Raw genomic sequence first — 22,583 nt, 5'->3', positions numbered from 1 at the left:
ATACGTGGCAACCGGCGGCCGCGCCGAAGGTCGGCGCAACCCGGTCCGCCGGTGGCCCTCAGTCGAGCGGCTCGAACGTGTCGAAGGCCGTCTCGCGCAGCGTCTTGCACGCCTTGCCGTCCCACTCGTCGACCTTGCAGCTGATCATGATCGAGTAGCCGCGCTTGGCGTCGACCTTGAAGCCGCGGTTCAGGATCCGGCTGCGCTGGCCCTTCTCGTTGCGTTCGAACTGCCAGTCGGCGACGGTCGGGTATCCGTTGTACTGGACCGGCTTGATACCCAGGTGCCGGTATCCGTCGCTGCTGCCGGCCACCGCGCCGCGCAGCGAGTTCCAGGCGGCGGCCGCGTCCTGGCCGGGCGAGCTGTTGAAGTCGACCTGGACGCGCGGGAAGCCCTTGTCGATGTTGTAGATGCCGCCGGAGTTGCTGCCGGCGATCGAGTTGCGCTCGAAGCCCTCGGGCATCGCCATGGTGAAGTGGAACCGCTTGTCGGTGACCGTCTTGTACCCGGCGGGCAGCGCGTCCTTGGCGCCCGTGTCCTTGCCCGCGTCCGTGTCTTCGTCGTCGTCCGAGTTGTCCGACCCCTTGCCGGAGTCGTCCTTGCCCTTGCCCTGGCCGTCGTTCCCGTCCTGGCCCTTGCCCTGGTCCTTGCCGCTGCCGCCCTGTTCCGTCCCCGCGGTACCGGCGGAGCCGCCGGTCGCCGACGGGCCGGCCGAGGCGGACGTGTCGTCCTTGCCCTTGCCCGCGTTGTCGGTGCCCTTGTCGTCCCCGCCCATCGTGAGCGCGAGGACCGTGCCGAGCACGGCGAGCACGATGACGGCCGCGATGATCGCCAGGGTGCGGCGCGGCACCACGTCCGTGAGGGACGCCTTCGGCGGGGTGCTCGCAGAGGTGGCCTGACGCGGCGGCGGTACGGCCCCGGAGGCGGCCGTGGCCGTCGTGGCGGGCCGGGCCGCCGGCACGGACGGTGCGGCGGCGACGCCCGCCGCCGCGCCGGGCGCCTTCGCGTTCCGTGCCGAGCGCAGCGCGCCCCGCAGCCGGTCGCGGGTGCCCTCGCCCGGTTCGCCGGACTTCGACGCCGGCTTGGCGGCGGACACCCCGGGCAGCGCCATCACCTGAGTGGCGTCGGCCGGCGGCGGTACCGGGACGTCGGGCTTCTCGGGGGCCTCGATCACCGCGTTGAGCAGGGCGCGCGCCCCGGCGTCGTCGAGCCGCTGCTCGGGGTCCCGGGCGAGCAGGCCGTAGATGACCTCCTCCAGCGGGCCCGCGTTCTTCGGCGGGTCGAGCGGTTCGGTCATCACCGCGGTCAGGGTGGCGATCGCGGAGCCCTTGTCGTACGGCGGGCAGCCCTCGACGCTCGCGTACAGCAATCCGCCGAGCGACCACAGGTCGGCCGGCGGGCCCGGCTTGTGCCCGCGGGCCCGCTCCGGCGAGATGTACGAGGGGGCGCCGACGAGCATGCCCGTGGAGGTGACGGACGGGTCACCCTCGACCTGGGCGATCCCGAAGTCGGTCAGCACGACCCGGCCGTCCTCGGCGATCAGCACGTTGGACGGCTTCACATCGCGGTGCAGAATGCCCTCGCGGTGCGCCGAACGCAGTACGTCGAGGATGGCCAGACCGACCTCGGCCGCCCGTCTCGGCGTCAGGACACCGTCCTCGCGCACCGCTTCGGCCAGCGACTTGCCCTCGATGAGTTCCATGACGATCCACGGCCGGTCGTCCTCGTCGACCACGTCGTAGACCGTGACCGCGCCGTTGTTGCGGATCCGGGCGATCGCCTTCGCCTCGCGCAGCGTACGCGTGATGAGACGGCGCTTCTCGTCGTCGTCGATGGCTGTCGGGAACCGCAGTTCCTTGACCGCGACCGTGCGGCCCAGCGTCTCGTCGACAGCACGCCAGACCGTGCCCATACCGCCCCGGCCGAGCACCTCCCCGAGCCGGTACCGCCCCGCGAGGAGACGTCCGTTCTTGTCCCGTTGGGGCTCCCGTGCCTGCTCCGCCTCCGACATGCGTCCCCTCTGCGATCAACCCGCCCTGGCAGAGCGTTCATTGTCCCTCACCCCGGGACCGGTCCTGGTGCCGGGGCCCGGGTCCGCCATGATGTGGCCGGAGGAAAGGGACTCCCCGCCATGCCGACCGCAAGGGCGTTGCTCGCCACCCTGTTGGTGACGAGCCTGCTCGGCCTCGGAACAGCCAGCCTGCCCAGCGAACCACACCTCACGCCCGCAGCCTCCTACCTTCCGCGGTTCGTCGTCCGGGGCGGGGCCCCCACCGCGGCACTCCTGGTACGTGCCACGGCCTCCGCCCGCCATGGCGTGTACCGGTCGACGGGGCCCGGCATCCGGTACGCGGACCGGTTCCGGGCGGGCAGCATCACCAAGACCTTCGTCGCCACCGTCGTCCTCCAACTCGCCCATGAAAGAAGGCTGCGGCTGTCGGACACGGCCGACCGGTTCCTGCCCGGGCTGATCCGCGGTCACGGAAACGACGGCCGCCGCATCACGCTGCGCGCCCTGCTCAGCCACACCAGCGGGCTCTACGACTACACCGACGACCCGTCCGCGCATCCGCTCTCCGCCACCGCCGCGGTCCGTGCGGCGACGAGCCACCGCCCGACGACCCGGCCCGGCACATTCGCCTATTCCAACACGGATTACGCCGTCCTGGGCCTGGTCGTTCAACGTGTCACCGGTCACGACTACGCGACCGAGATCAGGCGACGCATCATCAGACCTCTCCACCTGACCGGCACCTCCCTGCCCGGAGCCCGCACCACCCTGCCCGCACCGCACGGCCGCGGCTACTCACGCGATGCCGCGGGTCGCCTGACCGACGCCACCGACCTCGACCCGCGCATCGCGGGCGCCGCGGGTGAACTGATCTCCACCCTCGCCGATCTGAACCGCTTCCACGCGGCCCTGCTGGGCGGCCGGCTGCTCCCGCCCGCCCAGCTGTCCGCGCTGCTGAACACCACTGCGGCACAAGGGCACTACGGCCTGGGGATCTACCCGGAGCGGCTCTCCTGCGGGGTGACCGTCTGGGGACACAACGGCCGCATAGCGGGCAGTTACGTCCGTACCGCCGCCACCCGTGACGGCGGGCACATCCTGACGTACCGCATCGACACGGACATCCTGCCCCATGCCGGGTCGCTCGAACCCGTGCTCCTGGAAGCGGAGTTCTGCCCGGACTGAGCCGGTTCCCCTGCCGTGCCGGTACGCGTGACGCACCGGCACGGCGCCGCTCCCGCGGCCCTAGATGGGCACGATGTCCGGCGCCCCGAGCCGTGCCGCGTCCGCCGTCAGGTCGTCGGGCTGGCGCTGCGACTCCCGCTCCGCCTCCACCCGCTTCTCGTAGTGCGCGACCTCCCGTTCGATCTGGCTCTCGTCCCAGCCGAGCACCGGAGCCATCAGTTCCGCGCAGAGCCGGGCGGAACGGGTGCCCCGGTCGAAGGTCTCGATGGAGATCCGGGTCCGCCGGGTCAGTACGTCGTCGAGGTGGCGGGCCCCTTCGTGCGAGGCCGCGTAGACGATCTCGGCCTTCAGGTAGTCGTCGGCGGACGGCAGTGGTTCACCCATCACCGGATCGGCGACGATCAGCTCCAGGAGCTCCTCGGTCGTGGCGCCGTACCGGTTCAGCAGATGCTCCACCCGGGCGACGTGCAGCCCGCTCCGGGCGGCGATCCTGGCCCGCGCGTTCCACAGGGCGCGGTAGCCCTCGGCGCCCAGCAGCGGGATGTCCTCGGTGACGCATTCGGCCACCCGCTGGTCGAGGCCGTGCACCGCCTCGTCGACGGCGTCCTTGGCCATCACCCGGTAGGTGGTGTACTTCCCGCCCACGACGACGACGAGGCCCGGCAGCGGATGCGCCACCGTGTGCTCGCGCGAGAGCTTGCTGGTCGCGTCCGACTCGCCGGCCAGCAGGGGTCGCAGCCCCGCATAGACCCCCTCGACGTCGTCCCTGGTCAGCGGCGTGGCCAGGACCGAATTGACGTGTTCGAGCAGATAGTCGATGTCCGCGCTGGACGCCGCCGGATGCGCCTTGTCCAGGTCCCAGTCGGTGTCCGTCGTGCCGACGATCCAGTGCCGCCCCCACGGGATGACGAAGAGCACGGACTTCTCGGTGCGCAGGATCAGGCCGGTGGAGGAATGGATGCGGTCCTTCGGGACGACCAGGTGGATGCCCTTGGACGCCCGGACGTGGAACTGGCCGCGCTCACCTATCAGCGCCTGGGTGTCATCCGTCCAGACGCCGGTGGCGTTGACCACCTGCTTGGCCCTGACCTCGTACTCACCACCCGCCTCGACGTCCTCCACCCGCACGCCGACGACCCGCTCGCCCTCCCGGAGGAAGCCGATCACCCGGGCCCGGTTCGCCACGTGCGCCCCGTACCCGGCGGCGGTCCGCACCAGCGTCGCCACATAGCGGGCGTCGTCCATCTGGGCGTCGTAGTACTGCAGGGCGCCCACCAGGGCGTCCCGCTTCAGCGCGGGTGCGACCCGCAGGGCCTGGCGGCGGGAGAGGTGCCGGTGCACAGGCAGTCCGCGACCGTGCCCGGACGAGACCGACATCGCGTCGTACAGCGCGACACCCGAACCGGCGTACAGCCGCTCCCAGCCCTTGTGCTGCAACGGGTAGAGGAACGGCACCGGCTTCACCAGATGCGGGGCCAGCCGCTCCAGCAGCAGCCCGCGCTCCTTCAGTGCCTCCCGGACGAGCGTGAAGTCGAGCATCTCCAGATAGCGCAGCCCGCCGTGGATCAGCTTGCTCGACCTGCTCGACGTGCCGGACGCCCAGTCGCGCGCCTCGACCAGGCCGGTCGCGAGCCCTCTCGTAGCCGCGTCGAGTGCCGTCCCGGCGCCGACCACGCCCGCCCCCACGACCAGCACGTCCAGTTCGCGCTCGGCCATCGCCTCGAGCGCCTCCACGCGCTCCGCGGGTCCCAGTGTCGCTGTCCTCACTGCTGCCTCCCGGTAGATCGGGGTGGTCCTGTCACGGGCATGCGGCCCGACCGCGGGGTCGAGCACCCGTGCCCATCCCTCGATTCTGTCCGCGCTCCGCGACTTCAGCCACCGGCTGTGGACAACACCCGGACAACCAGGACAGCACAATGCGACATATAGGTCATATTTACGCCTAGTCTGACATTGCGCTGTCCTCAGCAGTTGCGCTTTCTGTCCTCATGGTCTTAGGGAAGGACGGCCATCCACGTGCCTGCAGACCTCGCCGTCATCGGACTCGGTCACCTCGGCCTGCCCCTCGCCCAAGCCGCCGTCGCAGCCGGCATCCAGACCGTCGGCTACGACACCGACCCACGGGCCTTCGCGGAGCTCTCCGCGGGCCGCACCCCCGTCGAGGGACCGCTCACCGCCTCCGACGTCCGCCGCATGCTCTCCGGGGGGTTCCGCCCCACCACCAACGAGGCCGAGCTGGGCCGGGTCCGTACCGCCGTGATCTGCGCGCCCACACCGCTCGGTCCCGACCGCACCCTGGACCTCAGCGCCGTCGGTGACGCGGCCCGCGCCCTCGCCGCCCGGCTGCGACCCCACACCACCGTGCTGCTGGAATCGGCCGTGCCCCCAGGCACCACCGAGAACTTCCTGCTCCCCCTCCTCGAAACGGGCTCGGGGCTGCGCGGCGGACGCGACTTCCACCTCGCCTACTCGCCGACGCGGCTCGACCCCGGCAACCGCACCCACGTCCACGCCAACACCCCCAAGGTCATCGGCGGCCTCACCCCCGCCTGCACCGAATCGGCCGCGGCCTTCTACAGCCGGCTCACCGACAAGGTCGTACGTGCCCGCGGCCCGCGCGAGGCCGAGATGACGAAGGTCCTGGAGACCAACTTCCGGCACGTCAACATCGCCCTGGTCAACGAAATGGCCGTGCTCTGCCACGACCTGGGCGTCGACCTGTGGGACGTCATCAGGTGCGCCGAGACCAAGCCCTTCGGCTTCCAGCCCTTCCGCCCCGGCCCCGGCGTCGGCGGCCACGGAGTCCCGGTCGACCCGGGCTACCTCCCGTACAGCAGCCGCACCCCCGGCCACCCGCTGCGGATGGTCTCGCTCGCCCAGGAGATCAACGACCGGATGCCGCAGTACGTGATCCAGCGCTGCGCCACCCTCCTCAACGAGCACGGGAAGTCCGTGCGCGGCGCCCGGGTGCTGCTGCTCGGCGTCACCTACAAGCCGGACCTCGCCGATCAGGAGGCCTCCCCCGCCCGCGAGATCGCCACCCGGCTGATGGACATGGGGGCCCAGATCGGCTACCACGATCCGCATGTCCTGGACTGGCGCGTACGTGAACTCCCGGTCCCCCGGGCCGACTCACTGTACGAAGCGGCCTCCAGCGCCGACCTCACGGTGCTGCTGCAGCACCACCGCACGTACGACCTCCAGGGACTCGCCGTGAAGGCGCAGCTCCTCCTCGACACCCGCGGAGCGACCCCCGCAGGAGCCGCGCACCGGCTCTGACCTCAGTCCCCCCAAGGATTCCCAGGGGCCGATGTCCGACGTGACTGCTAGCCTGCGGCGTCACTTCTCGCACAACCGTGCGCATCCGTCCCAGGGGGAGCCCGAATGAGCCAGCCCGCACCACCGCCGAACCAGCCGTACGGCGCCCAGCCCCAGGCCGGCAACCCGTACGCCGCCCAGCAGCCCGCCGCCCCGACCGGCAACCCGTTCGCCGGCCAGCAGCCGGGACAGTTCGGCCAGCCGGGCCAGCCCGGTCAGCCCGGCGCCGCGTTCGGCGGCGGTGCGCCGTTCACGCCGATGGCGCCGGCGCGGAACAACATCGGGCTCGGGCTTCTGACCGCTCTGGGCGCCGCACTCGTGGGGGCGTTCCTGTACGGCCTCATCGCCGGTGCGATCGAGCGCGAGGTCGGCTATATCGCCGTCGGCGTCGGCTTCCTCGTCGGCTTCGCGGCAAGCAAGGTCGGCGGACAGAACCCGGTACTGACCGTCGTCAGCGCGCTGCTGTCGATGGGCGCGGTCTACCTCGGCCAGCTCGTGGGGATCTCGATCATCCGGGGTGACCTGACGCACGAGCCGGCGACGAGCGTCTTCTTCGACCGCTTCGACGTCATCTCGAAGGCGTGGAACGACGCGGCTACCTTCAAGACGTATCTCTATCTCGCGATCGGTGCCGTCGGGGCCATCGGCGGCGTGAGGAAGGCTTCGTAACCACCACGCGTCCCCCCGCATACGGGAGGGCCGGACCGCGGTCGCGGTCCGGCCCTCCCGTATGACGTGCTCCGAGCACTCAGCGCCGGTGCTGCGAGTCCGCCACCGTCACCTCGACGCGCTGGAACTCCTTCAGGTCGCTGTAGCCCGTGGTCGCCATCGCCCGGCGCAGCGCGCCGAAGATGTTCATCGAGCCGTCGGGGGTGTGCGAGGGGCCGGTGAGGACCTCCTCCGTCGTCCCGACCGAGCCGAGGTCGACCAGCTTGCCGCGCGGCACGTCCTCGTGGACGGCCTCCATGCCCCAGTGGCGGCCGCGGCCCGGCGCGTCCGTCGCGCGGGCGAGCGGGGAGCCCATCATCACGGCGTCCGCACCGCAGGCGATGGCCTTCGGCAGGTCGCCGGACCAGCCGACGGCGCCGTCCGCGATCACGTGCACGTACCGGCCGCCGGACTCGTCCATGTAGTCGCGGCGGGCACCGGCCACATCGGCGACCGCGGTCGCCATCGGGACCTGGATGCCGAAGACGTTGCGCGTGGTGTGCGCGGCGCCGCCGCCGAAGCCGACGAGGACACCGGCCGCGCCGGTACGCATCAGGTGCAGGGCGGCGGTGTACGTGGCGCAGCCGCCGACGATGACCGGGACGTCCAGCTCGTAGATGAACTGCTTCAGGTTGAGCGGCTCGGCCGCGCCCGAGACGTGCTCGGCGGAGACCGTCGTACCGCGGATGACGAAGATGTCCACACCCGCGTCGACGACGGCCTTGGAGAACTGGGCGGTGCGCTGCGGGGAGAGCGCGGCGGCGGTGACGACACCGGAGTCGCGCACCTCCTTGATGCGCTGCCCGATCAGCTCCTCCTGGATGGGGGCGGAGTAGATCTCCTGGAGACGGCGGGTCGCCGACTCGACGGGCATCTCGGCGATCTCGTCGAGCAGCGGCTGCGGGTCGGCGTGCCGGGTCCACAGCCCTTCCAGGTTGAGGACACCGAGGCCGCCGAGCTCGCCGATGCGGATGGCGTGCTGCGGGGAGACGACGGAGTCCATGGGAGCGGCCAGGAACGGCAGCTCGAAGCGGTAGGCGTCGATCTGCCAGGCGATCGAGACCTCCTTCGGGTCGCGGGTCCGGCGGCTCGGGACGACGGCGATGTCGTCGAATGCGTATGCCCGGCGGCCGCGCTTGCCGCGCCCGATCTCGATCTCAGTCACGATGGTGTGGCCTTTCCCTCTACGTCTGCGCTGTCCAGTATCCCCGACACGCAGGTGAGGGGCGGCCCGGGGAACCCCGGTCCGCCCCTCACCTGCGTTGTCGTGTTACTTCCTGCTGTAGTTCGGTGCCTCGACCGTCATCTGGATGTCGTGCGGGTGGCTCTCCTTGAGACCCGCCGAGGTGATCCGCACGAAGCGGCCCTTGCTCTCCATCTCGTCGACGGAGGCCGCGCCCACGTACCCCATCGTCTGGCGGAGACCGCCGACGAGCTGGTGCAGCACATTAGCCAGCGGGCCCCGGTAGGGCACCTGGCCCTCGATGCCTTCGGGGACAAGCTTGTCGTCGGAGGACACCTCGGCCTGGAAGTACCGGTCCTTCGAGTAGGAGCGGCCCTGGCCGCGAGACTGCATCGCGCCGAGCGAACCCATGCCGCGGTACGACTTGAACTGCTTGCCGTTGATGAACTGCAGCTCGCCCGGGGACTCCTCGCAGCCCGCGAGCAGCGAGCCGAGCATCACCGCGTCGGCGCCGGCCACCAGGGCCTTGCCGATGTCGCCGGAGTACTGCAGGCCGCCGTCACCGATGACCGGGACACCCGCGGCACGGGCCGCCAGCGCGGCCTCGTAGATCGCGGTCACCTGCGGGACGCCGATGCCGGCGACCACCCGGGTGGTGCAGATCGAACCGGGTCCGACGCCCACCTTGACGCCGTCCACACCGGCGTCGATCAGGGCCTGGGCGCCGTCGCGGGTCGCGACGTTGCCGCCGATGACATCCACGCCGACGGCCGACTTGATCTTCGCCATCCAGTTGAGGGCGTTGCTGTTGTGGCCGTGCGAGGTGTCGACGATCAGGAAGTCGACACCTGCCCCGGCCAGCGCCTGGGCGCGGTCCAGCGCCTCCGGGCTGGCGCCGACGGCCGCGCCGACGAGCAGCCGGCCCTCGCCGTCCTTGGCCGCGTTCGGGTACTGCTCGGCCTTCTTGAAGTCCTTGACCGTGATGAGGCCCTTGAGGATGCCCGTCTCGTCGACCAGCGGAAGCTTCTCGATCTTGTGACGGCGCAGCAGCTCCATGGCGTCCACGCCGGAGATGCCCACCCTGCCGGTGACCAGCGGCATCGGCGTCATGACCTCACGCACCTGGCGCGAGCGGTCCGACTCGAAGGCCATGTCGCGGTTGGTGACGATGCCGAGCAGCTTGCCCGCCGGGTCGGTGACCGGGACGCCGCTGATGCGGAACTTGGCGCACAGCGCGTCGGCCTCGCCGAGCGTGGCGTCCGGGCTGACGGTGATCGGGTCGGTGACCATGCCGGACTCGGACCGCTTCACCAGGTCCACCTGGTTGACCTGGTCCTCGACCGAGAGGTTGCGGTGCAGTACGCCGACGCCGCCCTGACGGGCCATGGCGATGGCCATGCGGGCCTCGGTCACCTTGTCCATCGCGGCGGAGAGCAGCGGGATGTTCACGCGTACGTTCCGCGAGATGAGCGACGAGGTGTCGACCGCGTTGGGCAGCACATCAGATGCGCCCGGCAGCAGCAGCACGTCGTCGTATGTCAGCCCGAGCGTCGCGAATTTCTCGGGCACTCCGTCGACGTTTGCAGTCATGACACCTTCCCCAAATGGCCTTGATCGGTGCGGATGTCCATGCTAACGGCCTCCGTGCGTGTCTCATTCCACGAGCAAGATCACCCGGAGGTTCTGTACCTTCCTACGGGGCCCGCGACCGGCTGCGGGCTCACTGCTCCGCGAGGGCCCGCAGCCGGCTCAGCGCACGGTGCTGGGCGACCCGGACCGCGCCCGGCGACATGCCCAGCAGCTGTCCGGTCTCCTCGGCGGTCAGTCCGACCGCGACGCGCAGGACGAGCAGCTCGCGCTGGTTCTCCGGGAGGTTGGCGAGGAGCCTCTTGGCCCAGGCCGCATCGCTGCTGAGCAGCGCGCGCTCCTCGGGCCCGAGTGAATCGTCCGGCCGCTCAGGCATCTCGTCGGAGGGCACGGCGGTCGATCCGGGGTGCCGCATCGCGGCCCGCTGGAGATCGGCCACCTTGTGGCCGGCGATGGCGAAGACGAAGGCTTCGAAGGGTCTGCCGGTGTCCTTGTACCGGGGCAGTGCCATCAGCACCGCGACACAGACCTCCTGCGCCAGGTCCTCCACGAAGTGGCGAGCATCACCGGGCAGCCGGCTCAGCCGGGACCTGCAGTAGCGCAGCGCCAGGGGGTGGACATGGGCCAGCAGATCGTGGGTGGCCTGCGCGTCGCCCTCGACGGCGCGGTGCACCAGAGCACCGATCACCGTCGTTCCTTCGTCGCGCATCGAACCATGGTGCCTCGACGCCGCGTCATCCGCGGCACCGTGTCCGTAGTTGTGCACTGAAGCGTTATGAGCGGCCGCGCCGGAAGTCATGCCTTGAGCCCTCCCATTCCGCTCGGCCGAATCGTTCCCAAGGAACTCCACATCTCAAGGATGCGTCATCCGCCGGGAAGCGTCACATACCGGGAAGGGGACACCGGCGATTCGGCTGCGCCACGAGCGTGCGCGCCGGACGCCGCACGACGGGCGGGGCCCGGAACAGGCCCTGGTGCGATCCCGGCCCGGACCGGGCCGTCCCCCGCCCGCCGGCGTGCGGGCGGGGGACGGATCCACCGCGTCCATGGGCAGGCCCAGGCCGCGGACACGTCCTAACGGACCAGGCCCCAACGGAAACCGAGCGCGACGGCGTGCGCCCGGTCCGAGGCGCCGAGCTTCTTGAACAGACGCCTGGCGTGTGTCTTCACCGTGTCCTCGGAGAGGAACAGCTCACGGCCGATCTCCGCGTTGGAGCGGCCGTGGCTCATCCCTTCGAGCACCTGGATCTCACGCGCCGTGAGCGTGGGCGCCGCACCCATCTCGGCGGACCGCAGCCGGCGCGGGGCGAGCCGCCACGTCGGATCGGCCAGCGCCTGGGTGACGGTCGCCCGGAGCTCCGCCCGGGAGGCGTCCTTGTGCAGATAGCCGCGGGCCCCGGCGGCGACCGCGAGCGCGACGCCGTCCAGGTCCTCGGCGACGGTCAGCATGATGATCCTCGCCCCCGGGTCGGCGGAGAGCAGTCGGCGGACCGTCTCCACACCTCCCAGACCGGGCATGCGTACGTCCATCAGAATCAGATCCGAACGGTCGGCACCCCAGCGGCGGAGGACTTCCTCGCCGTTGGCCGCCGTCGTCACACGCTCGACGCCGGGCACGGTCGCGACCGCGCGACGGAGCGCCTCTCGGGCAAGCGGGGAGTCGTCGCAGACGAGGACGGATGTCATGACCGCCCTCCGAAGCTGATGCGCGTCACCTTGAGCCTCCAGGCTGTTACAAGTCGTCACCTGTGCGGTTGACGCTCTCGGACATCTGCCCGATCGCTTTCTCTGCCAACCGCCTCCGCACTCTCAACGACGGTCACTCGAAAGAGTTACGGGTCGGGCAGCCGAGTTCAGCACTCTACGTGAGGAGGCGAGCACGGAGGAGCGCGCCACGGGTCGTCCAGCCGTCGACTGGACCTTCCACAGGAAGTTATGCCCCATTTGGCGGGTTTTCTTCCCTTTTGCTGGTGTCTGTGACTAGATTCGCAATCAGTCATATTTACATCTACTAACACTGTAGATGTACGGTCATGGGCAACGGTCAAGCGACGGACGACAACGACGTTTCCGGCTCAGCATGGTTTCGAGGAGACAAGCAATGGCAGATTTCTCCCGCCTTCCAGGGCCCAACGCCGATCTGTGGGACTGGCAGCTGCTGGCGGCCTGCCGTGGGGTCGACAGCTCGCTGTTCTTCCATCCCGAGGGGGAGCGTGGCGCTGCCCGGAGCGCCCGCGAGAACTCCGCGAAGGAGGTCTGCATGCGATGTCCGGTACGCGCCGAGTGCGCGGCGCACGCGCTGGCGGTACGAGAGCCCTACGGAGTGTGGGGCGGACTGACCGAGGACGAGCGCGAGGAGCTCATGGGGCGGGCCCGCAACCGGCTGATCGCGGCGGCCCACTCGGGCTCCGCGTCACCCCCGGGGCACGGCTGACCCCTGCCGCACGCCGACCCCCGCCGTAAGACAAAAACGTTTCTCCACACGGGGTCCGCGCGAAGGCCCGCCCACCTGGAGCCGAGCCACCGACAGACCGCTCAGCGGGCGGCCGTCAGTGCCAGCTGGTCCAGAGTGGCCGCCACCGCCGGGACCCGCGCCAGATCGGGCAGGGTCAGCGCGACGATCTCGCGCTCGATGGCCGGCTCCACGGCGACGGTCCGGGCGCCCCGCGGACGTACCGACTCGATCGCCAGCGCCGGCAGCACGGCCACCCCCAGCCCTGCGCCGACCAGGCCGATCACCGCCGGGTAGTCATCGGTGGCGAAGTCGATCCGGGGGGTGAAGCCGGATTCCTCGCAGACCTCCACCAACTGCCGGCGGCAGCGCGGGCAGCCGGCGATCCACGGTTCACCCGCGAGTTCGGCGATGCCCACCGTCGGCCGGCCGGCCAGGCGGTGTCCGTCGGGCAGCAGACCGATCAGCCGGTCGGTGAGCAGCGGGCGCACCACCAGGTCGTCCCACTCGGCGCCCTGCGTGCCGTACCGGAAGGCCAGGGCGATGTCGCAGTCACCGTCGCGCAGCATCTCCACGGAGTGGGGCGGCTCGGCCTCGACCAGGGAGACCCGGGTGCCGGGGTGGGCGGCCCGCAGCGCCGCGAGAGCGCCCGGGACCAGGGTGGAGCTGCCGCTCGGGAAGGACACGAGCCGGACCCGGCCGGCCCGCAGGCCCGCGATGGCGGCGACCTCCTCCTCGGCGGCGGTGAGCCCGGCGAGGATGCCCGAGGCGTGCCGCACGAGGGCCTCGCCCGCCTGTGTCAGCCGCATCTCGCGTCCGGTCCGGATGAGCAGCGCGGTGCCCGCGGAGGCCTCCAGGGCCTTCATCTGCTGGCTGACCGCGGGCTGTGTGCAGCCCAGCTCGCGGGCTGCGGCGGAGAAGGAACCGGTCGTGGACACGGCTCGCAGGACACGGAGATGACGGGCTTCGATCACCCTTCGAGTATAAGGGACTCTTGGGGAAGGTGCGAATTATTCGCGGGCTACTTTGGGGCGATAGTCGTTAGCGTGCGGGTATGAACGCAAGGCGAGTGCTGACCGTGAACACGGGCCGGCCCGTGGCGGTGCCCCACACCGACGCCCTGGGCGGCGCGACCGGGATCGACAAGCGCCCGGTCGACGGTCCCGTACGGGTCCGCGACCCCGGCCCCGAGGGCGCCGGCGGCAGCGGTCTGGCCGGCGACGCGGTCTGTGACCTGCGTTTTCACGGCGGCTCGAACCAGGCCGTGTACGCCTTCGCCCGCGAGGAGCTGGACCGGTGGGAGCGGGAGCTGGGACGCCCGCTGCCCAACGGCTGCTTCGGCGAGAACCTGACCACGGGCGGGGTGGACGTCAGGGGCGCGCTGATCGGCGAGCGCTGGCGGATCGGTCCCGATCTGGTCCTGGAGATCACGTCGGGCCGCATTCCGTGCCGTACGTTCGCGGGCCACCTCGACGAGAGGCGATGGGTCCGGCGGTACACCCGGGCGGCCTCCCCCGGCGCGTATCTGCGGGTGATCACGCCGGGCGCGATCCGGGCCGGTGACCCGGTGGAGATCGTTCACCGGCCGGACCACGACGTCACGGTGGAGCTCCAGTTCCGGGCCGTGACGACCCGGCGGGAACTGCTGCCGCTCCTGCTCCGGGCCGGGGAGGCGCTGCACCCCGTACCGCTGGGCGAGGCACGGGAGTACGTGGCACGGCACGGCGCGTCCGTACCCGCGCCGCCGCCGTCCGACGGACCGTGAGGATCACGGGGCGACGGGGTGGTTCGTGGCCGTCGGGTCCGGGCGGCGGACGGGTGGGCCGGAGGTTCGTGCGGGGCACTAACGTGCCGCGTATGACGACTGCACTGATTACGGGCGCCACCGCGGGCATCGGGGCCGCCTTCGCGCGGCGGCTCGCGGCCGAGGGGCACAACCTGGTCCTGGTGGCCCGCGACACCGAGCGGCTGCGGGAGCAGGCCACCGAACTGCACGACCGGCACGGCATCGAGGCCGAGGTGCTGCCCGCGGACCTGTCCCTGGATGACGGGATCGCGGCGGTCGAGGCGCGGCTGAGCGATCGTCTGCACTCCGTCGATCTGCTGGTGAACAACGCCGGGTTCGGCAACAAGGGCCGTTATCTGGACGTCCCCATGGCCGATGAGCTGGCCATGCTGAAGGTGCACTGCGAGGCGGTGCTGCGGCTGACGTCGGCGGCCGCGGCCGGGATGAAGGAGCGCGGCAGGGGCGGTGTCGTGAACGTGGCCTCGGTGGCGGCGTTCGTGCCGCGCGGCACGTACGGGGCGTCCAAGGCGTGGGTCGTGCAGTTCACCCAGGGCGCGGCCAAGGACCTGGCGGGCTCGGGCGTCCGGCTGATGGCGCTCTGCCCCGGCTTCGTGCGGACGGAGTTCCACCAGCGGGCCGGCATGGGCACCGGCAACATCCCGGGCTGGATGTGGCTCGACGCCGACAAGCTGGTGGCCGCGGCGCTCGCGGACCTGGCGCGCGGCAAGTCGGTCTCGGTTCCGGACCCGCGGTACAAGGCGCTGATGGGGCTGGTCAAGGTGACGCCGCGCGGCCTGCTCGGAGGGGTGACCTCCAAGACAGGCCGCAAGTACGGACCCCAGTGAGCGGTCGGTTACGACCTCACCCGCGGCGCCGCCGCCCCTCGTGGGTGGGGTGGTCAGCGCAGGCCGCGGCCCGCGTAGGCGCCGATGTCGGGGGCGCCGGGCCTCAGCCTGTTACCGAAGTAGTCCTTGCCGCCGTTGTTCTCGATGACGGCTCCGGCGGCAAGGGCGGGCGAACCCGCGCCGAGCCGGAAGTCGGTCCGGGGCTTCGGACGGGCCGGGAACGGCCTGATCGGCATCGCCGGAAATCCTGGACTCGGATTGATCGAACGTCAATGGATTACGTTTGAATGATCGAAACTCCCATCGTTCGATCACGTTGGTCTAGGGTCGGACACCGGCTCCGGCTCCGGCCGGGCCCAGGGCCGGGCCACACACTGCGAGGGGACTGCCGCCGTGCGCGAGAGTGCTGCTGAACGTCATGACCGCCTGCTCGGGCTGGTACGGGACCGGGGCTCCGCCCGGGTCTCGGACCTGGCCTCGCAGCTGGGGGTCTCGCCCGTCACGGTGCGCCGGGACGTCGAGGAACTGGCCGGCCGCGGCCTGCTCGACCGGGTCCACGGCTCGGTCTCCTGGCCCCAGGCCGCCGCCCCCGCCGCAGGGCCCGGCAGCGCGGACGGCGGCCTGGTCCTCGGCATGCTCGCGCCCTCCGCGACCTACTACTTCGCCGAGGTGATCCGCGGCGCCCACGAGGCCGCCGCCCGGGCGGGGGCCAGGCTGATCCTGCGGATCTCCGACTACCGGCCGCAGGAGGACCACGCCCGCACCCAGGGGCTGCTCTCCGCGGGCGCCGAGGGGCTGCTGGTCGCCCCCGGCTGGCAGCATCCGGGGGACCCCTCCGCGTTCGGCGACTGGATCGGCTCGCTGCCCGTGCCGACCGTCCTGCTGGAGCGCAGGCCCACCGCGGGCTCCCCGCTGGACGGCCTGGACCGGGTCTGTTCGGACCACGCGCACGGGGTGCTGCTGGCCGTGCGCCACCTGGTGGGTCTCGGGCACGGGGCGCCGCTGCTGATGGCCCGCGCGGACTCCCCGACCGCCCTCGCGGTGCGCTCCGGATACGCGGACGCGCTGACCGCGCTCGGACTGCGCGCACCCCAGGACGTGATCGATTCCGTTCCGGCCGATCAGGCCCCGGAGGCGTTCGAGGAGGCCGTGCGGGCACTTCGCGAGGCCGTCGGCTCGGGCGTGGCGACGGCCGCGCTGATCCACAACGACGTGGACGCCATCCAGGTGGTGCAGCGCCTGGCCGAACTGGGCGTGCGCGTGCCGCAGGACCTGGCGCTGATCGCGTACGACGACGAGGTGGCGGCGCTCGCCGACACCCCCCTCACCGCCGTGGCACCACCCAAACGCGAGGTGGGCCGCCATGCGACGGAACTGCTGGTGGAACGGCTCGGCCAGGGAACGGGTGCGCCCCGCCGGCACCTGACGCTGCTCCCGCAGCTGCGGGTCAGGGACTCCTGCGGCGCGCCGCTTCCGTAGGCGCTCCCGAGCACGTCCGCACGTATCCGGAGGGTGGTCCCCGCACGCCTTCGCACGGCCTCCACACGCAACGCTTTTGATCTTTTTTCGATCAATCGCTCTTTCGCTCTTGACTTCGGTCACGGCTGGTCCAAAGATCACGGCCAACGCCAATGTCGCCGCCTGTTCAGGAGCCTCGCTGTGAGCCGCAGTTCGAGCAGAACGTCCCTCGCCGTAGTCGGCGCCGCCACTGCCCTCGCCGTTCTCACGGCCTGTGGCGGCGGCGGTGACGACACGTCCGCCGCCGGAAGCGACGGAAAGCCCGTCAGCATCACCTTCTGGGGCTGGACCAAGGGGTCCAAGGAGGTCGTTGACGCGTTCAACGCCTCGCACAAGAACATCAAGGTGGTGTACGAGGAGATCCCGTCCGGCAACGCCGGCGGCTACGCCAAGATCTCCAACGCCGTGAAGGCGGGCAACGCCCCCGATCTGGTCTCCATCGAGTACCCGCAGCTCCCGGAGTACGTCAGCCAGGGCGCGCTCCAGGACATCGGCCCGTACTTCACCGAGGACATCAGGAAGAAGCTGCTGCCCCAGGCGGTGGAACTGACGACGCTCGGCGGCAAGAACTGGGCCGTCCCCTTCGACGCCTCGCCGCAGTCCTTCTACTACCGCAAGGACCTGTTCAAGAAGTACGGCGTCGAGGTCCCCCAGACCTGGGACGACTTCCGCAAGGCCGCCGAGAAGGTCAAGAAGGCCGACAAGAAGGCCCGCATCGGCACGTTCTTCCCCGACGACCCGACCACGTTCCAGGCGATGGCCTGGCAGGCCGGCGCCCAGTGGTACAAGCCCGAGGGCGACACCTGGAAGGTCAACACCACCGACGCGGCCACCAACAAGGTCGCCGACTACTGGCAGGGTCTGCTCGACGACGACCTGATCCGCGCCAACGCCTCGTTCAGCCCGGAGTGGACCAACTCCCTCAAGAACGGCGGCACCGTCGGCTACCTCGGTGCGGCCTGGGGCGCGGGCGTCCTCAAGGGCACCCTGCCCGAACAGGGCGGCAAGTGGGCCGTCGCCCCGATGCCCAGCTGGGACGGGAAGCCGGCCAGCGGCATGCTCGGCGGCTCCACCTTCGCGGTGACGAAGACCAGCAAGAAGGCGGCGACCGCGGTCGAGTTCGCCACCTGGATGTCGACCACCGAGGACGGCATCAAGGCCCGTATCGAGTCCGGCACCTCGAGCGCCTTCCCGGCCGCGGCATCCCTGCGCCCGGTCGCGCAGAAGGCGTTCGACGCCGACTTCTACGGCGGCGAGGACATCTACCAGGTGTTCGAGGGAGCCGCGACGTCCATCGGCCAGAACTGGACCTGGGGCCCCACGACCGGCACCACGAACACCACGATGAAGGACCAGTTCGGCAAGGTCGCCAGCGGCGGCACCACCGTCAAGGACGCGGTGAAGGCCGGGCACGACGCCACGGTCGCCGAGCTGAAGAAGCGCGGCCTGAAGGTCGAGGACGCAGGCTGATGAAGCACGCCCGGACGACCAGAGCCGCCGCCATCCTGCTGGGGCCCTTCTTCGTACTGTTCACCTTGGCCATGGTGCTGCCGATCGGATACGCGGTCTGGCTCAGCCTGTTCACCGAGAAGCAGTCCGGCCTGGGCTTCGGCGGCACCGAGACCGTCTTCAGCGGGCTCGACAACTACACGGCGGCGCTGGGCGACCGGGCGTTCCGCGAGGGCTTCGGCGTACTCCTCGGATACTGCCTGTTCTACATTCCGCTCCTGCTCGTCGGAGCCCTCGCTCTCGCTCTGCTGCTGGACTCCACACTGGCCCGCGCCCGCCGGTTCTTCCAGCTCGCGCTGTTCCTGCCGCATGCCGTGCCCGGCATCATCGCCGCGCTGATCTGGGTGTACCTCTACACACCGCAGCTCAGCCCGGTGGTCAGCGCCATGGAGTCCGGCGGCATCGGCTTCGACTTCTTCTCGCCCGACGGCGCACTGCCCTCCATCGTCAACATCGCGCTGTGGGAGTGGCTCGGCTACAACATGGTGATCTTCTACGCCGCGTTGCAGGCCATCGACCGCTCCGTCCTCGAAGCGGCGACGGTCGACGGGGCGGGCGCCTGGCGCATCGCGATCGCCATCAAGGTCCCGCTGATCCGCGCCTCGGTCGTGATGGTCGCGCTGTTCACCGTCATCGGCTCGCTCCAGCTCTTCACCGAACCGCTGATCCTCAACAAGGGGACGGGCTCCGCCGTCACCTCCACCTGGACGCCGAACATGTACGCGTACACCGCGGCCTTCGAACGCAACGACTACGGCCTCGCCGCGGCCGCCTCCATCCTGCTGGCGCTCACCGCCGCGCTGCTGTCCTTCGTCGTCACCCGCTTCACCGGCCGGAAGGGCAAGAAAGCATGAGTTCCCCCGCCTCCCGCGGCCGCTGGATGTCGAAGACCGCGGTCAACGGCTTCCTGCTGCTCGCCGTCGTCTACATGCTCTTTCCGCTCGTCTGGCTGGTCACCGCCGCCACCAAGGACACCGGTGGACTGCTCGCCGGCAACGCGTTCTCCTTCGACGGCTTCAACCTCGGCGAGAACCTGTCGAACCTGGCCTCCTACGGCGACGGCATCTACTTCCGCTGGTACCTCAACAGCCTCGGCTACGCGGGCGGCGGAGCGCTCGTCTGCTCGCTGATCTGTGTCGCCGCGGGGTACGCCTTCGAGAAGTACTCGTTCCGGGGCAAGGATCAGCTGTTCGGCCTGGTGCTGATGGGCGTGCTGGTCCCCACCACCGCGCTGGCCCTGCCGATGTATCTGCTGGCGTCCAAGGTCGGCCTGGTGAACACCTACTGGTCGGTGCTGATCCCGGTGCTGGTCAACCCGTTCGGCGTGTATCTCGCCCGGGTGTTCTGCTCGGGGTACATACCGAACGAGGCCCTGGAGGCGGCCCGTATCGACGGGGCGGGTGAACTGCGCACCTTCTGGTCCATCGGTCTGCCCATGGTCATGCCGGGCTTCGTGACCGTCTTCCTCTTCCAGTTCACCGCGATCTGGAACAACTTCTTCCTCCCCCTCGTGATGCTCTCGGACCGCAAGCTGTTCCCGCTGAGCCTCGGGCTGTACTCGTGGAACACCAACACCCATGGCGAGCCGAGCTTCTACCCCCTCGTCGTCACCGGCTCGCTCCTCGCCGTCATCCCGCTGATCGTCGCCTTCGTCTCCCTGCAGCGGCACTGGAAGGCCGGACTGACCGCCGGAAGCGTCAAGTGACCGTCCACGCGAGCCCCGAGGAGTACGAGTTCCACCATGCCGCACGACACTGACAACCGGCCCCGGGCCCTGCTCGCGATGGGCCCCGGCATCGCCGGACGCCTCCTCGCCGCACGCCACCACGCCCGGCTGGCCGCCCTCACCCGTACGGACACCCGCCTCGTCGCCCACGACCTGGCCGACCCGACACCCGACGTGGCCGCCGCACTCGCCGAGGCCGACGTGCTGTTCACCTGCTGGGGGGCGACGCCGCTCACCGCGCCGGTGCTGGCCGCCGCGCCGCGGCTGCGCGCGGTGGTGCACGCGGCCGGCTCGGTCAAGCACCACATCACCGACGCCTGCTGGGAACGCGGCATCGCCGTGACCTCGGCGGCCGCGGCCAACGCCCTGCCGGTCGCCGAGTTCACCCTCGCCGCGATCCTCTTCGCGGGCAAGCGGGTCCTGCACTCCGCGGACCGCTACCGCGCCCTGCGCGCCGACCACGACTGGCTCGCCGAACTGGACGGCAGCGGCAACTACCGCCGCACGGTGGGCATCATCGGGGCCTCCCGCATCGGCCGCCGGGTGATCGAGCTGCTGCGCCCCTTCGATCTGGACGTCCTGCTGTACGACCCCTACACCGACGCGGAACAGGCGGCGCGGCTGGGCGCCCGCCTCACCTCGCTCGACGAGCTGTGCGCGAGCAGTTCCGTGGTCTCGGTGCACGCCCCGCAGCTCCCGGAGACGCACCATCTCATCGGCGGGGCCCAGTTGGCGGCGATGCCGACGGGGGCGACGCTGATCAACACCGCGCGGGGCTCGCTGGTCGACGAGGACGCGCTGCTTCCCGAGCTGACGAGCGGCCGGCTGCACGCGGTGCTGGATGTGACGCATCCCGACCCGCCCCTCGCGCCCTCGCCGTTGTACGACCTGCCGAACGTGCTGCTCACTCCGCATGTCGCGGGCTCGCTCGGCAATGAGCTGCACCGGATGGCGGACCAGGCGCTGGACGAGCTGGAACGGTTCGCGAGCGGGCGTCCGTTCGCGGACCCGGTCCACGGGGAGACGCTGTCCCGCTCGGCGTGACGCTGCCCGAGCGGTCCCACGCGAAAGGCCCGGTACTCCTCGCGGAGTACCGGGCCTCACCGCTACGCGGGGGACTACACGCTAGTGCGAGTGGCCGTGGCCGTGACCGGCCTCGGTCTCGTCCTCGGCCGGCTTCTCGACGACCAGCGTCTCGGTCGTGAGCAGCAGCGACGCGATGGACGCGGCGTTCTCCAGCGCGGAGCGGGTGACCTTGACCGGGTCGATGACGCCGGCCTTCACCAGGTCGCCGTACTCGCCGGACGCGGCGTTGAAGCCCTGGCCCTTGTCGAGCTCGGAGACCTTCGAGGTGATGACGTAGCCCTCGAGGCCCGCGTTCTCGGCGATCCAGCGGAGCGGCTCGACGGCGGCGCGGCGCACGACCGCGACACCGGTGGCCTCGTCGCCGGTCTTGCCGAGGTTGCCCTCAAGGACCTTGACGGCGTGGACCAGAGCGGAGCCACCACCGGAGACGATGCCCTCCTCGACCGCGGCGCGGGTCGCGGAGATGGCATCCTCCAGACGGTGCTTCTTCTCCTTGAGCTCCACCTCGGTGGCCGCACCGACGCGGATCACGCAGACACCGCCGGCCAGCTTCGCCAGGCGCTCCTGGAGCTTCTCGCGGTCCCAGTCGGAGTCCGTGGACTCGATCTCGGCCTTGATCTGGTTGACACGGCCCGCGACCTCGTCGGACTTGCCGCCGCCGTCGACGATGGTGGTGTCGTCCTTGGAGACGGTGACGCGACGGGCGGTGCCCAGTACGTCCAGACCGGCCTGGTCGAGCTTGAGGCCGACCTCCTCGGCGATGACGGTCGCACCGGTGAGGGTGGCGATGTCGCCGAGCATGGCCTTGCGGCGGTCACCGAAGCCCGGGGCCTTCACCGCGACGGCGTTGAAGGTGCCACGGATCTTGTTGACGACCAGGGTCGACAGGGCCTCGCCCTCGACGTCCTCGGCGATGATCAGCAGCGGCTTGGAGGCACCGGCCTGGATGACCTTCTCCAGGAGCGGCAGCAGCTCCTGGATCGAGCCGATCTTGCCCTGGTGGATCAGGATGTACGGGTCGTCGAGGACGGCCTCCATACGCTCCTGGTCGGTCACCATGTACGGGGACAGGTAACCCTTGTCGAAGGCCATGCCCTCGGTGAACTCGAGGTCCAGACCGAAGGTGTTGGACTCCTCGACGGTGATGACACCGTCCTTGCCGACCTTGTCCATCGCGTCCGCGATGAGGTCGCCGACCTGGGTGTCCTGCGCGGAGAGCGCGGCCACGGCGGCGATGTCGGACTTGTCCTCGATCGGGCGGGCCGTCGCGAGGAGCTCCTCGGACACGGCCTTGACCGCGGCGTCGATGCCCTTCTTCAGGGCGGCCGGGGACGCGCCCGCGGCCACGTTGCGCAGGCCCTCGCGGACGAGCGCCTGGGCGAGAACGGTGGCGGTGGTCGTACCGTCACCCGCAACGTCGTTGGTCTTGGTCGCCACCTCCTTCACCAGCTGGGCACCCAGGTTCTCGTACGGGTCGTCCAGCTCGACCTCGCGCGCGATGGTGACACCGTCGTTGGTGATGGTGGGCGCACCGAACTTCTTGTCGATGACGACGTTGCGGCCCTTGGGGCCGATCGTCACCTTCACCGTGTCGGCAAGCTTGTTGACGCCGCGCTCGAGGGCGCGACGGGCGTCCTCGTCGAACTTCAGGATCTTCGCCATGGAGCTG

20 protein-coding genes are annotated in these 22,583 nt (G+C 70.5%); 11 read left to right on the top strand and 9 right to left on the bottom strand.

Annotated elements, in window-relative coordinates; all coding sequences use genetic code 11:
* Positions 1 to 58: 58 nt before the first annotated feature.
* Positions 59 to 2,011 (bottom strand): serine/threonine-protein kinase, encoded by a 1,953-nt coding sequence (locus FHX80_RS18265; RefSeq protein ID WP_145765142.1) that lies wholly within the window; start codon positions 2,009 to 2,011, stop codon positions 59 to 61.
* 120 nt (positions 2,012 to 2,131) lie between these two features.
* Here FHX80_RS18265 and FHX80_RS18260 point away from each other — a divergent pair, with 120 nt between their 5' ends.
* Entirely contained in the window at positions 2,132 to 3,196 is a 1,065-nt protein-coding gene (locus tag FHX80_RS18260) for a serine hydrolase domain-containing protein (protein WP_145765141.1), read from the top strand.
* A gap of 60 nt (positions 3,197 to 3,256) precedes the next feature.
* Here FHX80_RS18260 and FHX80_RS18255 read toward each other — a convergent pair whose 3' ends face one another.
* Positions 3,257 to 4,963: a glycerol-3-phosphate dehydrogenase/oxidase gene (locus FHX80_RS18255; protein ID WP_145765140.1), complete on the bottom strand. Its 1,707-nt coding sequence runs from the start codon at positions 4,961 to 4,963 to the stop codon at positions 3,257 to 3,259.
* Between the two features lie 249 nt (positions 4,964 to 5,212).
* On the opposite strand from FHX80_RS18255, the gene FHX80_RS18250 reads away from it, so the two are divergent.
* Together FHX80_RS18250 and FHX80_RS18245 are read left to right on the top strand one after the other, a co-directional pair.
* The gene (locus FHX80_RS18250; RefSeq protein ID WP_145765139.1) at positions 5,213 to 6,475 is read left to right on the top strand and encodes a nucleotide sugar dehydrogenase; all 1,263 of its coding nucleotides are present in this window, start codon (positions 5,213 to 5,215) and stop codon (positions 6,473 to 6,475) included.
* 105 nt (positions 6,476 to 6,580) lie between these two features.
* A complete protein-coding gene (locus FHX80_RS18245) occupies positions 6,581 to 7,183 on the top strand; it encodes a hypothetical protein (protein WP_145765138.1) in 603 nt (200 codons plus the stop codon).
* Between the two features lie 79 nt (positions 7,184 to 7,262).
* Here the strand turns inward: FHX80_RS18245 and FHX80_RS18240 are convergent, their stop codons facing one another.
* The 4 genes from FHX80_RS18240 to FHX80_RS18225 form a co-directional block, all read right to left on the bottom strand.
* Entirely contained in the window at positions 7,263 to 8,387 is a 1,125-nt protein-coding gene (locus FHX80_RS18240) for a GuaB3 family IMP dehydrogenase-related protein (RefSeq protein WP_145765137.1), read from the bottom strand.
* A 105-nt stretch (positions 8,388 to 8,492) separates the two neighbouring features.
* Positions 8,493 to 9,995, bottom strand: a complete 1,503-nt coding sequence (gene guaB, locus FHX80_RS18235; protein WP_145765136.1) for an IMP dehydrogenase — start codon at positions 9,993 to 9,995, stop codon at positions 8,493 to 8,495.
* Between the two features lie 130 nt (positions 9,996 to 10,125).
* Positions 10,126 to 10,701, bottom strand: coding sequence for a sigma-70 family RNA polymerase sigma factor (locus FHX80_RS18230; protein ID WP_145765135.1), 576 nt, complete (start codon positions 10,699 to 10,701; stop codon positions 10,126 to 10,128).
* 365 nt (positions 10,702 to 11,066) lie between these two features.
* Positions 11,067 to 11,678, bottom strand: a complete 612-nt coding sequence (locus FHX80_RS18225) for a response regulator transcription factor (protein WP_003948568.1) — start codon at positions 11,676 to 11,678, stop codon at positions 11,067 to 11,069.
* A gap of 415 nt (positions 11,679 to 12,093) precedes the next feature.
* Here FHX80_RS18225 and FHX80_RS18220 point away from each other — a divergent pair, with 415 nt between their 5' ends.
* A complete protein-coding gene (locus FHX80_RS18220; RefSeq protein WP_145765134.1) occupies positions 12,094 to 12,426 on the top strand; it encodes a WhiB family transcriptional regulator in 333 nt (110 codons plus the stop codon).
* A 101-nt stretch (positions 12,427 to 12,527) separates the two neighbouring features.
* Here the strand turns inward: FHX80_RS18220 and FHX80_RS18215 are convergent, their stop codons facing one another.
* On the bottom strand, positions 12,528 to 13,418 hold the full coding sequence (locus tag FHX80_RS18215) for a LysR family transcriptional regulator (protein ID WP_145765133.1): 891 nt from the start codon (positions 13,416 to 13,418) through the stop codon (positions 12,528 to 12,530).
* 80 nt (positions 13,419 to 13,498) lie between these two features.
* Here FHX80_RS18215 and FHX80_RS18210 point away from each other — a divergent pair, with 80 nt between their 5' ends.
* Positions 13,499 to 14,209: an MOSC domain-containing protein gene (locus FHX80_RS18210; protein ID WP_145765132.1), complete on the top strand. Its 711-nt coding sequence runs from the start codon at positions 13,499 to 13,501 to the stop codon at positions 14,207 to 14,209.
* A gap of 92 nt (positions 14,210 to 14,301) precedes the next feature.
* Positions 14,302 to 15,075: an SDR family NAD(P)-dependent oxidoreductase gene (locus FHX80_RS18205; protein WP_145765131.1), complete on the top strand. Its 774-nt coding sequence runs from the start codon at positions 14,302 to 14,304 to the stop codon at positions 15,073 to 15,075.
* A 53-nt stretch (positions 15,076 to 15,128) separates the two neighbouring features.
* On the opposite strand, the gene FHX80_RS18200 is transcribed toward FHX80_RS18205, so the two are convergent.
* On the bottom strand, positions 15,129 to 15,311 hold the full coding sequence (locus FHX80_RS18200) for a hypothetical protein (RefSeq protein WP_145765130.1): 183 nt from the start codon (positions 15,309 to 15,311) through the stop codon (positions 15,129 to 15,131).
* A gap of 157 nt (positions 15,312 to 15,468) precedes the next feature.
* Between FHX80_RS18200 and FHX80_RS18195 the strand changes: the two genes are divergently transcribed.
* The 5 genes from FHX80_RS18195 (at position 15,469) to FHX80_RS18175 (ending at position 20,872) form a co-directional block, all read left to right on the top strand.
* Positions 15,469 to 16,554, top strand: a complete 1,086-nt coding sequence (locus FHX80_RS18195; RefSeq protein ID WP_145765129.1) for a substrate-binding domain-containing protein — start codon at positions 15,469 to 15,471, stop codon at positions 16,552 to 16,554.
* 180 nt (positions 16,555 to 16,734) lie between these two features.
* Positions 16,735 to 18,063: an ABC transporter substrate-binding protein gene (locus FHX80_RS18190; RefSeq protein WP_145765128.1), complete on the top strand. Its 1,329-nt coding sequence runs from the start codon at positions 16,735 to 16,737 to the stop codon at positions 18,061 to 18,063.
* Positions 18,063 to 18,956: a carbohydrate ABC transporter permease gene (locus FHX80_RS18185; protein ID WP_145765127.1), complete on the top strand. Its 894-nt coding sequence runs from the start codon at positions 18,063 to 18,065 to the stop codon at positions 18,954 to 18,956. Before FHX80_RS18190 ends, FHX80_RS18185 begins: the two co-directional genes overlap by 1 nt.
* Positions 18,953 to 19,807: a carbohydrate ABC transporter permease gene (locus tag FHX80_RS18180; RefSeq protein WP_145765126.1), complete on the top strand. Its 855-nt coding sequence runs from the start codon at positions 18,953 to 18,955 to the stop codon at positions 19,805 to 19,807. Before FHX80_RS18185 ends, FHX80_RS18180 begins: the two co-directional genes overlap by 4 nt.
* A gap of 36 nt (positions 19,808 to 19,843) precedes the next feature.
* Positions 19,844 to 20,872 carry a hydroxyacid dehydrogenase gene (locus FHX80_RS18175; protein WP_145765125.1) on the top strand — a complete coding sequence of 343 codons (1,029 nt, stop codon included), beginning with the start codon at positions 19,844 to 19,846 and terminating at the stop codon, positions 20,870 to 20,872.
* Between the two features lie 81 nt (positions 20,873 to 20,953).
* Here the strand turns inward: FHX80_RS18175 and groL are convergent, their stop codons facing one another.
* Complete coding sequence (gene groL, locus FHX80_RS18170; RefSeq protein ID WP_145765124.1) at positions 20,954 to 22,576, bottom strand: chaperonin GroEL; 1,623 nt, start codon at positions 22,574 to 22,576, stop codon at positions 20,954 to 20,956.
* Positions 22,577 to 22,583 lie beyond the last annotated feature (7 nt).

The organism is Streptomyces brevispora (genome assembly GCF_007829885.1).
GTDB classification, from domain to species: Bacteria; Actinomycetota; Actinomycetes; order Streptomycetales; family Streptomycetaceae; genus Streptomyces; species Streptomyces brevispora.
This window is presented reverse-complemented; position numbering and strand designations above follow the sequence as displayed.